The organism is Paenibacillus sp. FSL R7-0026 (assembly GCF_038004485.1).
Lineage (GTDB): Bacteria > Bacillota > Bacilli > Paenibacillales > Paenibacillaceae > Paenibacillus > Paenibacillus xylanexedens_A.
In genome coordinates, this window is sequence record NZ_JBBORG010000001.1 from 3,019,266 (window position 1) to 3,032,694 (window position 13,429).

General features: G+C 44.7%; 10 protein-coding genes. 9 read left to right on the top strand and 1 reads right to left on the bottom strand.

Features of this window, described 5'->3' with window-relative positions; all coding sequences use genetic code 11:
* The first annotated feature begins 225 nt into the window (after positions 1-225).
* The 8 genes from MKY44_RS13610 to MKY44_RS13645 all read left to right on the top strand — a co-directional run bounded on the left by MKY44_RS13610 (position 226) and on the right by MKY44_RS13645 (position 11,799).
* Positions 226-1,590 (top strand): cytochrome ubiquinol oxidase subunit I, encoded by a 1,365-nt coding sequence (locus MKY44_RS13610; RefSeq protein WP_341007478.1) that lies wholly within the window; start codon positions 226-228, stop codon positions 1,588-1,590.
* Entirely contained in the window at positions 1,590-2,603 is a 1,014-nt protein-coding gene (locus tag MKY44_RS13615) for a cytochrome d ubiquinol oxidase subunit II (RefSeq protein ID WP_341007479.1), read from the top strand. The genes MKY44_RS13610 and MKY44_RS13615 overlap by 1 nt, the downstream gene beginning before the upstream one ends.
* 14 nt (positions 2,604-2,617) lie before the next feature.
* The gene (gene cydD / locus MKY44_RS13620) at positions 2,618-4,441 is read left to right on the top strand and encodes a thiol reductant ABC exporter subunit CydD (protein ID WP_341007480.1); all 1,824 of its coding nucleotides are present in this window, start codon (positions 2,618-2,620) and stop codon (positions 4,439-4,441) included.
* Positions 4,438-6,165, top strand: coding sequence for a thiol reductant ABC exporter subunit CydC (cydC, locus tag MKY44_RS13625; protein WP_341007481.1), 1,728 nt, complete (start codon positions 4,438-4,440; stop codon positions 6,163-6,165). Before cydD ends, cydC begins: the two co-directional genes overlap by 4 nt.
* Before the next feature lie 243 nt (positions 6,166-6,408).
* Positions 6,409-7,104, top strand: a complete 696-nt coding sequence (locus MKY44_RS13630) for a response regulator transcription factor (protein ID WP_341007482.1) — start codon at positions 6,409-6,411, stop codon at positions 7,102-7,104.
* Positions 7,105-7,106: 2 nt separating this feature from the next.
* On the top strand, positions 7,107-8,354 hold the full coding sequence (locus tag MKY44_RS13635; RefSeq protein ID WP_341007483.1) for a HAMP domain-containing sensor histidine kinase: 1,248 nt from the start codon (positions 7,107-7,109) through the stop codon (positions 8,352-8,354).
* 105 nt (positions 8,355-8,459) lie between these two features.
* Positions 8,460-9,149 (top strand): ABC transporter ATP-binding protein, encoded by a 690-nt coding sequence (locus MKY44_RS13640; protein WP_339199761.1) that lies wholly within the window; start codon positions 8,460-8,462, stop codon positions 9,147-9,149.
* Positions 9,142-11,799, top strand: coding sequence for an FtsX-like permease family protein (locus tag MKY44_RS13645; protein ID WP_341007484.1), 2,658 nt, complete (start codon positions 9,142-9,144; stop codon positions 11,797-11,799). Before MKY44_RS13640 ends, MKY44_RS13645 begins: the two co-directional genes overlap by 8 nt.
* An 85-nt stretch (positions 11,800-11,884) precedes the next feature.
* On the opposite strand, the gene MKY44_RS13650 is transcribed toward MKY44_RS13645, so the two are convergent.
* A complete protein-coding gene (locus MKY44_RS13650) occupies positions 11,885-12,160 on the bottom strand; it encodes a hypothetical protein (protein WP_341007485.1) in 276 nt (91 codons plus the stop codon).
* A gap of 186 nt (positions 12,161-12,346) precedes the next feature.
* Here MKY44_RS13650 and MKY44_RS13655 point away from each other — a divergent pair, with 186 nt between their 5' ends.
* Positions 12,347-13,414, top strand: a complete 1,068-nt coding sequence (locus MKY44_RS13655; protein WP_341007486.1) for a response regulator — start codon at positions 12,347-12,349, stop codon at positions 13,412-13,414.
* Positions 13,415-13,429: the final 15 nt, after the last annotated feature.

The window sequence follows — 13,429 nt, forward strand, 5'->3', positions numbered from 1 at the left end:
ATTAATAGGTTTCGTTAGTACTTTAAGTGCATCAATATCAGATTTTAATAGGCATCCAATGATTGTTATTATCGTGGGCCTACAGGAGTAAACGCATTATAGGTGTGGCAAGATATCGTCATACCTAACTTTGTGAAATTTTTCGCAACTCTGCATTGAGCTTGGCCAAATCTGATATTGAATGTTTCTAAATTGAACAGAGTTTGAAAGGAGGCAACACAAAGAATGGCTATTGATACGGTTTTATGGAGCAGGCTAGTGACTGGTTTGACGCTCGGGTTCCACGTGATTTTTGCAACGCTTGGTGTCGGCGTACCTTTGATGATTGCTATTGCAGAGTTCATCGGCATTCGGAAGAAGGATCACCATTACATACTTATGGCAAAGAGGTGGTCCAGAGGGTTTGTCATTTCTGTCGCGGTTGGTGTCGTGACAGGCACAGCAATCTCACTACAGTTGGCCCTGGTATGGCCGAATTTTATGAAGTTGGCCGGGAATGTCATTGCACTGCCACTATTTATGGAAGTATTCGCGTTCTTTTTTGAAGCGATATTCCTGGGCATTTACCTGTATACGTGGGATCGGTTCAAAAATCCGTATATCCACTGGTTGCTGACTATTCCGATTGTCGCCGGGGCAGGCATGTCTGCTGTTTTTATTACAACAGTGAACGGATTCATGAACCAGCCTGAAGGTTTTGTCATGGAAGCAGGTCAATTCATGGCAGTGAACCCCGTGCAAGCGATGCTGAATACGGCGACGTTCTCCAAAGTGTTCCATGTATTAAGCTCGGCCTATCTGACAGGAGCTGCTCTGCTAGCAGGAATAGCAGCCTTTGCGATGCTGAGAAAAGGAGTGTCAGCCTACCACAAAAAAGGCTTGAATCTCATGATGGCCGTTGTGCTGGTATTCAGTTTGTTAAATTCTTTAGCTGGAGATGTGTCTGCCAAGTTTTTGGCTGAGCATCAGCCGGAGAAGCTCGCAGCTGCCGAGTGGCATTTCGAGACGGAAAGCGGCGCGGATTTGATTTTTTTGGGATGGCTGAATGCGGAACATGAAATTATAGGCGCTCTTCATTTACCGAAACTGCTCAGTTTCCTTGCCTTTGGAGACTTTAACGCCGAGGTAACCGGGCTGAATGAATTTCCACCAGATGAACACCCGCCCTTACTTGTGCATTATTTGTTTGATCTAATGGCTGGAATTGGATTCGCTCTGCTTGCTATATCAAGTCTGTACTTCCTGTTTGTATTCTGGAGGAAACGAAATCAGTTTAACAAGTGGATGCTTCGTATGGTTGCACTTAGTGCACCGCTTGCTTTTCTGGCTGTTGAAATGGGCTGGTTCTATGCAGAGATCGGACGGCAGCCATGGATCATCCGAGGTTATATGCGAGTGGAAGAGGCCGCTACTTCTTCACCGAGTGTAAGAATTTTATTTTTCGTCTTCTTGCTTCTATACATCGTGCTCGGCGTCATCTGTGTTCTCGTATTGAGACGTCTGTTCAATAATAATCCTGCTGAGCTTGAGATGGAGAAATGGTTGAAAGAGAAGCATGAGCAATCAGCCAAGAAAGGGGATCAGGCCTGATGAGTTATGAATTGATTGGTATATCCGTACTCTGGCTGTTCTTGTACGGCTATCTTATTGTAGCTTCCATTGATTTTGGAGCAGGTTTCTTCGCCTTTTATGCACGCCTGACAAAGCAGGATCACCTGATTAATCGTCTGATCTCCCGCTATCTATCACCGGTCTGGGAGATCACCAATGTATTTTTTGTCTTTTTCTATATTGGCATCGTTGGATTTTTCCCGGATACTGCTTACTATTATGGCTCCGCGCTGCTTGTTCCGGGAAGTATAGCCGTCATTTTACTTGCCATTCGTGGGTCGTTCTATGCTTTCGAAAATTATGGTTCCAAAAAAAGTATCGTGTATTTGTTTTTATACGGGGCTACAGGGTTGCTTATTCCGGCGTCATTGTCAGTGGCACTGACATTGTCTGAAGGTGGCTTTATTTTGAAACAAGGCGATACCGTTTCCCTGGATTACTGGGCACTATTTACGAATCCATTATCGTGGAGCATCGTTGGTCTAGCCATCGTGTCCGTATTGTTCATTAGCGGATCATTTCTCACATTTTACGCTTCTCGCGCAGAGGACCATTCGGCATTGAAGCTCATGCGGAACTATGCTTTGTTCTGGAGCACACCTACCATTATTCTCGCGCTGACTGCATTTATATATTTGGGTCAACACAATGAGCGTCATTTTCAAAACATGATGGATTTATGGTGGCTGCTGGCGCTTTCCGTTGCGTTTTTCATGATTGCCATGTGGCTGTTATATAACGGACGACGTTATGGATTAGCTTTTATAAGTATCATGCTGCAATTTTTCACAGCCTTTTTCGCTTACGGGATTGGGCAATATCCTTACATTCTCGATCCATACATCACCATTCAGAGCAGCGCCACATCACCTGCAATGGGTTTCGCCCTAGTGGTCGTGTTTATCGGTGGTCTATGCCTGTTAATTCCTTCTCTTATTCTGGTATTCAAACTGTTCCTGTTTGATGCGGATTATGTGAAAGGGAAAAAATAAAGGAGGAGCGTTCAATGAAGAGGAGAGCCAAATCCAATCTGATCTCGCAGCAAATGTCTTTACAACGAAAAAACAGACTTCTCCTTGCGATCATATCGCTGGCCCTTGGTGCAGCTATAATAAGCCAGGCCACCTTGGTGGCTGAAGCAGTCCAGCGAATCTTTGTAGAGAAAGCTTCCTTTTCATCAGTGGTCCTGTTGCTTGTCCTATTACTGGTTGTTATGGCTGTACGCTCACTGTTGTCGTATGGTAATGGGAAAGTGGGCTTGCATATGGCAGCACGCGCCAAGACGAATATGCGATCATCTGTGTTGCAGAACCTGACCCGCGCTTCCATGCCTTCAACCCTGAGTGGACAGACGGGAGGAAAGGTCAGCGTTGCTTTGGATGCTGTGGATGAAGCCGACAGTTATTTCAGTCAGTACATGCCGCGTATGATGGAAGCCGCGATGATCCCGATTCTGATTCTGGTTGTTACATTTACGCAGCACGCCAATACAGGCTGGATTATGCTGTTTACGGCACCATTTATCCCGCTGTTCATGATCTTGGTTGGGCTCAAGACAAAGAACAAATCAGAAGAAAAATACGCGCAACTGGCTGAGTTTTCCGGTACATTTCTGGATTCACTTCAGGGACTGGTTACGTTAAAAATATTCGGACGGGCTAAACGGCAGCAACAGGAAATTGAACGCAGCAGTCTGGGGTATCGTGATGCTACCATGGGCATTTTGAAAATTGCATTTACAAATACGTTTATGCTGGAATCGATCGTGATGTTAAGCATTGGTATTGTTGCGCTTGAACTGGCTATCCAGTTACTCGTTTTCAAATCGATGACCTTTCACACGGCCTTTCTCGTGTTGTTACTCGTTCCCGAGTTTTACAGTCTGTTGAAGAATACAGGAACGGCTTTTCACAGCGGGCGAACCAGTATGGGGGCCATTCGTAAGGTGGAACAAATGCTTGATGAAACAAGTATCAAGAGCACACAAACGGAGCCTGAAGATGGATCGGATCAAAGCGAATTAACCAATGTCGATGCAACAGCACAGACGGAAGAGCTCCGTACAGCTCGTGCCGAGTTGATAACAATGCCACCAACCATTGAACTGGACCATGTCCGATTCCAGTACACACCTGATTCCTTTGGACTTGAGACAGGACAGATCTCGATTGGACCGGGAGAACAGATCGCTATTGTAGGCAAAAGTGGCTCAGGTAAAACCACGTTGCTTCATCTCATTGCCGGTTTGCTGAAACCAGATTCGGGAGCGGTTCTGGTTAACGGAAGCCAGATTTCGCAACATGATGAGGCTGCATGGTTCGAGCGTGTTAGCTACATTACACAGCATCCGTATATTTTTGCAGGTACATTTGCCGAAAATATCGCGATTGGCGCGGGTCGGAACGTCACCAGAGCTGAAATTGAGCAGGCGGCAGAGGAAGCAGGGCTTGCTGGCGTTGTTGCACAATTGGAGCAGGGCTTGGATACGTTTGTTGGTGAGGGTGGCCGGGGGCTGTCTGGTGGGGAGAAGCAAAGACTTGCCTTGGCACGTGCTTTTCTGAAGAGACCATCCGTCATTTTATTCGATGAACCCACAGTCGGACTGGATCTGCACACTGAGCGGGTACTGCAACAATCCATTGCGTCATTAGCCAAAACAGCAACGATGATTACGGTGGCACACCGTTTATATACAATTCAACATGCGGACAACATTTTGTTTATGGACAATGGGGTATTGGTGGATTCAGGACATCATAAAGCGCTTCTGGCGCGCGTGCCTCAATATGCGGAGATGGTGGATGTACAACGGAAAGGGGGGTTAGCATGAATGAGCTGACGATTCTGTCAAAAGCGATGATTCAGGAGCGCAAGGATATCTTGCTTTCGATATTGGGCGGATTTATCGCCGGCATAGCAGGGGTAGCTCTCTTTTCCGCGAGTGGGTATATGATATCGCAAACGGTATTCGCGCCACCGTTGTACACCTTAATTGTACTCACCTCCATGGTCAAACTACTTGGTTTCCTTCGAGCGGCAAGTCGCTACGGGGAACGCTTGTATTCGCACAGAGCAACATTCTCCATGCTGAGCCGTTTGCGGACGTCCTTTTTTGCCAAACTGATCCCGGTAACGCCAGGTATATTGAACAAAAACCGAAGCGGGGATCTGCTTGCGCGGATCGTGGGTGATGTGGAAAGCTTGCAAAATTACTTTTTGCGGGTCGCGTATCCACCCATCATGGTCGTTATGGTGTTTTTGGCTACCATGCTGTTCACTTCGGCCTTTTCGATCTGGATTGCGTGTTTGTTAGTACTAGGTATGCTGATTACGGCATTTGTTGTACCAGGTATTGTCTTGTTAGGTCAGCGAAAAATACACGGACGTGTCCGCCAGCAACGGGCCTTGCTGTCCACGGAAGTAACCGAAGTGTTGTATGGTTTCAGGGATCTGAAAGTATACGGCCAATTGGAACAGCGTGAGCAACAGCTTCAGCAGGCTTCCGCTGCATTGGCAACGGAACAGAAACAAGCCGCTTCACACCTGCTGCGCGGGCAATCTATGCACGTTTTTGTGACGTATCTTGTTACATGGGGTGTACTAGCACTCAGCGCCTTCTTAATTGTGAATGGAGCGTTTGCCGGTGTATTCCTCGCCATGCTGATCCTGGCCACGCAGACCGTGTTCGAAGAAGCTGCGGCAATGGCTATATTACCTCTATATAAGCAGGACAGCGAGCACGCCGCTCAGCGACTGGCGGAAACGGTGCCAACCTCCGATGTGCAACCTGTACAGCCAAGCGGTGAAGTGTCATCCGATCAGGCAGTTTCGATTGAACTATCCGGTGTTAACTTCCAATATGAAGGGGAATGGAGACCGGCGCTGAGGGAGCTATCCCTGCAACTTGCAGCAGGCTCCAAAACAGCGATTGTCGGGCCGAGCGGGTCAGGCAAGTCAACGATTATCGATCTATTACTCAAGTTGCGTGCGCCAACGTCTGGTGAGATACGGTTAAACGATGTTCTGGTGCAGGAACTGAATGAAGAGAGCATTTGGCAAAGGACAAATGTTGTGTTGCAGCAAAGTCATTTCTTCCGGGGAACCATCCGGGATAACCTGTTGCTGAATGAAGAAGAACATTCAGATGAACAACTGTCGGCTGTGCTGGATAAAGTCCAACTGCCGAATAAGTTGTTGACCGACATGGTGTATGAAAAAGGGGAGAACCTGTCGGACGGTGAGAAGCAGCGGTTGGCTCTCGCACGGGCCATGCTGCGCAAAGGACGGTTATGGCTTCTGGACGAACCAACTTCTTCGCTGGATTACGTCACAGAGAAACATGTGCTCCAGCATCTTCTTGCACAAGCATCCGAAGATACATTTCTCCTGATCTGCCATCGGCTGACGGGATTGGAAGAGATGGATCGGATTGTGGTCATGGACCAAGGCAAGATTGTGGAATCGGGTTCCTTCTCCGAGCTGATGGAGCAAAAAGGTTATTTTTATGAAATGAAACAAATTGAACGACAAATGGTTGGAGACGCCGGGGCGTGAAAATGTAAGATCAGTCCTGATCGTGGTCTCAGTAGTACTTCAAATCAGGCTAAAGAACGGTCACTGATGTTATCTGTTATTATCAGTAATCTTTTCTTTAGTCTTTTTGTCTATCCATTGAGAAAAACCATTAAGTGGGCAAACATTCACGTGAATGAACTCAAATGATGTATAATGACGCAGGAACTCTATAATCAACATGAAATAAATACAAATTCAAAATAGCATGATCTGAGGTGTACGATGAATCACTTATTACTCGTAGAAGATGATGAAAATCTGGTGTTTGGTATTCAATATACACTGTCCAATGAAGGATATGAGGTCGTGGTGGCGGGTAGCTTGGAAGAAGCCAGACACGCACTGCAGGCAAAGTCGATCGATCTGATTTTGTTGGATGTCACTTTGCCCGATGGGTCGGGATATCAACTATGCAGTGAGATTCGGGTAACGTCGCAAGTGCCCATTATCTTTTTGACGGCTTTGGATGAGGAAGCAAACGTGGTCGCAGGGCTTGATCTCGGAGCAGACGACTATGTAACCAAACCTGTTCGAACCAAAGAACTTATTTCACGAATTAAAGCCGTATTACGACGTAACAACAAGGGGAAACAAGAAGTAAGCTTATGGATATCCGATAACATCCAGGTGCGTATTTTAGAAGGAACTGTACTCAAAAACAATAGTGAAATTACACTGACGGCGCTTGAATATCGACTACTATTGATGTTGATCTCTCATCCGAAGCAGATATGCAGCAGAAGTTCAATTCTGAATCATCTCTGGGATCTCTCGGGCGACTTCATTGATGATAATACGCTCTCTGTCCATATCCGCAGGTTAAGAGAGAAAGTGGAAGATATTCCAGCAGCACCACAATATATCGTAACCGTTCGGGGGATCGGATATAAATGGAACGTGGAAGTTATAGGGAGATGAACATGTTTGAAGTCATGCGAAATCCAGAGTGGAAATCCATCGCCATTAAAGTACTTGCTCTGCAAGTTCTTTTGTCGTTCGTGATGTTCTTTTACATGCAGTATCAAGTCGGTAGCATTAATACAACCATTGTGAATCAGAATAGTGCCCTAATCGGGCATTTGTTAATGAAAGATCCCCAGTTGGAGAATGAGGTGATTCACTTTGTTACCCAAGGTGCCCAGGCCGATGAACTTGCTGAGGGGCAACGTATCCTTGCACAATACGGATATCAGGCGGGTATGTCTTTAGAAGATCAGCCGGCTCTTTCAGGACTAGCATTACCCTTAAAAACAGCGACTCAAGTATTGTTGTTCCTGATCCCACTCATGGTGTTGCTTCTGTGGGAGTATCGTACATTTTTCGTAAAAATCAGAACGATTTCTCATGCAGCGGAGCAGGTTGTGGAACAGCAATTCGATAAAAAACTGCCTGAGACGGAGGATGGAGACTTCGGCTCACTTGGCCGGAGCTTCAATGCGATGGCTGGAAGACTAACTAACAGCCTGGAGCTACTCCAGCAGGATAAAACCTTTCTGCGCAATCTGTTATCCGACATTTCTCACCAGCTCAAGACACCCCTAGCCTCTCTGATTGTGTTCAATGAGAATCTGCTGAATGAACCCGGGATGAAAGAAGAAATGAGAATGACGTTTCTGGAACGAAGTCGGCAGCAGCTTGACCGAATGGAATGGCTCATTATCAGCCTGCTGAAGCTGGCACGGGTCGAAGCGGGAGCAATTGGATTTCGAAAAGAAAGGATCGAGCTTAGGGAGATGGTGGAGAGCGTTGTCTATTCACTTCGGACGGTAGCAGACCAGAAGCGGCAGACGATCTCCATCCTCGGTAGTGAAAATGCGTTTGTGCAAGCAGATGAAGAATGGCTCAAGGAAGCTGTTATAAATTTGATTAAAAATGCACTGGAACACTCCCCAGTAGAGGGTGAGGTTCAAATCCATTTGGAAGAAAACGCACTGTTTGATACGATCATTATCCATGACAAAGGCGAAGGCATTCATCCCGATGATATGCCTCATATTTTCAAACGATTTTATAAAGGAAAGAACCATAACAAGCCCAACAGTATAGGGATTGGTCTGGCTTTGACCAAATCGATCATTGAGGAACAACAAGGGATCATTACGGTGGAGAGTGTGCTTCAAGAAGGGACAACATTCAGAATTTCATTTTTCAAAAAAGAGAGGACTTAAGAAGAAGCTTACGGTAATGTAAGCTTCTTCTTCACTTCAACGTAAGCTTCCACACCTATAATAACAATCAAGCAATGTTAATCATACAACTGGAGGTACAACAAGGTGGAAATTTTGAAGACCGATCATTTATGTAAAATATACGGAAGTGCTGAGGCTAGGGTGGAAGCATTGAGAGATGTTAATCTGTCCGTCAATCAAGGAGAATTCGTTGCGATCGTGGGCGCCAGCGGATCTGGCAAAAGCTCATTGCTGCATCTGCTCGGGGGAGTGGATCAACCGACAAGTGGCCAAGTCATTATTGACGGTATGGACCTGTATTCTCAAAGTGAAAATGAACTGGCTGTGTTCAGAAGACGCAAAATCGGTTTTATTTTCCAATCATACAATCTGATCCCGGTGTTAACTGCGGAAGAAAACATTAAACTGCCGATGCTGCTTGAGAATAAACATGTGGACGAGGGTTATCTTGAGGAATTATTGAGCGTGCTGGGACTCAGCGATCGAAGGCAGCACCTTCCGTCCCAATTATCAGGCGGGCAACAGCAGCGAACTGCAATTGGACGTGCATTGATCAATAAACCATCGATTATTTTGGCTGACGAACCAACGGGCAATCTGGACAGCAAGAACAGTAAAGAAATCGTAGATCTGCTTACCTACTCCGTCAGAAAGTATAATCAAACCTTGATTATGATCACACATGATCTGAATGTAGCTCAGAGAGCGGACCGTGTTGTAAATATAAAAGATGGCACACTCTTGCAGCAAACTGGGGTGAGAGATCGTGAATAAGTATACTAGTCTTACCCAAAAATATTTGCTAGGGCAGAAAAAAAGATCAATACTAACGATCGTTGGCATTATTTTGTCCGTGACACTACTTACAGCCATCGGAACCATCGGCCTCAGCTTCAGAGACAAGGTGGTTCGGCAAACCGTTCAAGAGTACGGGGATTACCATGTTTCTTTTAACGGATTACCCGGAGAAGCCATCTCTAAAGTTGTCAATAATGCATCGGTGGAGAGTGCCGGAATTATTAGTAGGGAAGGATATTCAGTCCTTAGTAAAACGAGTGAGAAAGAGAAGCGAGAAAATCCATTTGCTGCGCCTTATCGGTATTTGAATCTCAAAAATTATAACACTGATGCAATGAGCAAACTCCAGATTCAATTGGATGCGGGCAGACTTCCCAAGAATTCTCACGAAATTATCCTACCTACGTTGAGTCTGGATAGCTTTCCAACGAAACCGAAACTGGGTGATTCGATTAAGTTAAATCTGGGAGATCGGATTGTTGCATCAACAGGGGAAATGAAAAAAATTAATGGTTTGGGAGATCTCGGCTGGGATCAGGATGAGGATTTTCGCCCCCAAACAGAGAGGGAATTTATCGTCGTCGGGTTTAGTAACCCAGGCACTAAGGGTTCCTGGTCGGCCAACTTCATATTACCGGCCATCACTTATGATGATAACCAAACGATCAAACCGGATAAAAAATACTTCATTTACGTCAAAATGAAATCGATGGATCAAATCGAGCCAAAGACAGAAGCTATCATATCATCATTAAATGTTGAGAAAGTGGATCAAGGTTCTGCCGTAAAACTAGATAGGGCTATCGACATTAAAAATGTTCGGATCGATTACAATAATGAACTGCTCAAGTTATATGGCGAAAGCACCTACGAAGGTGTAAACCACAGTCTACTATACGCATTCGCTGCAATCATCATCATTATTATGGGTTGTACGAGTGCGGTAATTTATAATACGTTTCATATTTCTGTTCTGGAGCGGACCTCCCAATTCGGAATGCTGCGGTGCATTGGGGCTACCCCATCACAAATACGCAAATTAGTTCTCAAAGAGGCGACAATACTTAGTCTAATTGCCATTCCTATTGGATTATTGACGGGAACTGTTTTTATGAAACTTCTGTTTTACAACATCAGCTTTTTGGCGTTGGGATTTCTGAATGATATGCAAATGGTCATCTCCCTGCCAATTTTGATCATCGCCGGGGTACTGGGATTATTGACTGTTTATCTGTCGGCAATCGGACCTGCGAGACTGGCTGCAAAGGTATCCCCACTTGAGGCGATTCATAGCTCGGGAAGCACAAAGGTGGAGGACATCACATCTGTCCGAAAATCAATGCTGCTAGGAAAACTGTTAGGTATCGAAGGGCAGTTTGCTAGTCGAAATATCAGGCGGAACAAAAAGCGTTTCCGCATCACTGCCTTTTCCATAGTGATCAGCATGATTCTATTTATTGTCTTTAGCGGCTTGGCCGGATTCTTAGGACAGACGTCTCAATCGGGGATCGAGTATTCCTATTCAGTTCAATATGAAGGGGATTCCAAGCGGATCGATGATTCCGTATATTCAGACATTGTCAAAATTGACGCAGTAGAACATGCTTATAAGTTATATATCCATCAAGTGATGGCAATTCTTCCGAAGGATAAAGTCAATCCCAAATACTATGAACTCAGGAAGGGAATGTATTCTGTTGAAGAGGGAGAGGGGTATCGAACAGACAACAATTTCCTCGAATCTTACGGAGATAACGGACTCGATGCTCTGAAATCCAAACTAACGGCTGGTACGATCGACAAAGATAAGATGAACCAGGAGAATGGCGTCATTCTCAATCAGAAGTTACGAATTATAACGACGGAGGAAGGCAAACAGATTATCATCGACCAAACCCAGTTTAAGGTTGGGGATCACATCCAAGTACGTACTTTAGAGGGAGGGAATCAAAAATACAAGACACTGACGGTGACGGGGATCGTTGAACAAGGGGTGTTATCGAAAGATTATAATGAGAGCGCGATGCTTGAACTCATTACGACACCTGAAGTCATAGAGAAAGTTACAGGTAACGATGCGTATTCAAGGATCTTTATTCTTGCGAAAACCGATATTTCAAACAAGCCGATCACGGATTACCTCAAGTCCCTAACCGAAAAAGACGCTGGTTACAGCTATATGGATAATGTGATGGCGCGAGCAAAGGCCAAAAACGATGCCACCACAGCAAGCATCTTTTTGTATGGTTTTATCGGTGTAATTGTCCTTATTGCATTCCTGAATATAATGAACACCGTCAGCACCAATCTCATTCTACGCACCAAAGAATTTGCGGTGCTCAAAGCTATTGGCATGACACAGCGCAATGTAGGGAAAATGATCCTTTTGGAAGGTGTTTTATACGGCGTGTACGCTGCAGTATACGGTAGTATACTCGGAATAGCACTAAGCTATGGGATACATCATCTCTTCAAAGGGGCTCTCGATGTAGGTTGGGCCATTCCATGGTCTAGTATTGTTCTTGCTTGTACAGGTGCCATAGCAACAACACTCGTTGCTACAGCTTGGCCGATGTATCGATTAAACCAAACGAGCATCGTTGAGGCATTGAGAAAGGAAACATAGACAACTATTACAACAGATGATTGCTAGAAAAGTCGCATAAATAGATTGCGGCTTTTTTGGTTTTAAGAACGTCTTTTAAACACCTTTACATAACAGCAGATGATTCAGCCGATTTATTTTTCTTCGCCAGCGGCTTTTTCCTTAGTGTCCTATCATACAGATATGGCTTTCCGTGATAATCCCGTGCATGCTTTTGTTTCTGCTTTTTATGTATATCAACCTTGATCTCCAGATTGGCAACGTTATTCTGGAATTCAGAAGCAACTCGTTTGCACCATTTCAATCCACTTTCTTCAGATGCACTGAAATGCACGCGTAATAGATATCCGTTCACCGTTAATTCAAACTTGTATAAATTCATGATATGTATCCTTTCCAGACGGGCATGTTATGTTACACCAAATATGATAATCTGATTATAACAGGAACGTATGTTCTGTAAAAGTGTTATTTATGATACCCGAAATTCAATAAGGTTCGCTAGACATCTTTGCAACAGTTCGTTTAATGGTAAAATATCTAAAAATGGTTCATGTTGGGGGATATCATGTATAAACTGATGATCGTAGATGATGAATTGCTCATGCGGGTTGGAATTCGTTCCATGCTGAATTGGGAAGAGTACAATTTCTATGTTGTGGGTGAGGCGGGAAATGGAAAAGAGGCATTAAGCCTTGCGCTTGACGTGATGCCTGATCTAATTATTACAGATATTAAAATGCCGATTATGGATGGGCTGCAGCTTATACAAGAGGCCTCCTGCGTACTGAAAACCTGTAAGTATGTCATCCTGAGTAATTTTGACGAATTTCATTATGTGAAAGAGGCGCTAAAACTTGGCGCTTCAGATTACTTGATTAAAAGTGAGATCACCGAATCCTCCCTTATTGACCTCCTGAGCAATGTTGGACAGAAACTGCAAAGTGAACATGTTCACCCAACCAACACACCCTCTATAACACATGACTATTCCAAGAGCCTAAGATATCTAAAGGATAGTTTCTTCCAAGATATTGTAAGCGGATTCATTAGTGAGGAGGATATCGTCACCAAAGCGGAAGAACTGCATTTTCGTATAAGTTCGGACCAGTTGGTTGTCATGAAGTTCATCGTGAACTATTACGAGGATGCAAAGCGGAAATATGTAGAGAAGGGGGAAAAGCTGCTCCGATTTTCAATTCTTAATATTATGGAAGAGATCATTCCATCGAAGTGGGAGAAAGAGATTTTTGTTGAAAGTTCCTCAGAATATTGGGTGATCGTCAATGTACTTCCTGAGAGCCAATCTGTACACGCCGACTTGAATAAACTATGTAATAAATTGCTGTCTTCCATCAAGGATTTTATGAATCTATCGCTCACGGCTGGGGTGAGTAGAATGACTTCCGGTTTCCTTCACATCAGGAAGGCCTGCCAAGAGGCAGAAACGGCTCTACAACAGAGTTTCTTCACAGGAAGCAACCAGGTGTTGTATTACGATGATATGGTTCAATCTCCAGATCGACATGAAGTTAAGGGGGCTTTAAGCCCGCAACAAGAACGAGATTTGTTGAAGTTATGGGTAAGCAAAGACAACCAAAAGCCGATCCAATCTGGAACAGCTAAGAGCAGATGAGAATAGCATTCGCAA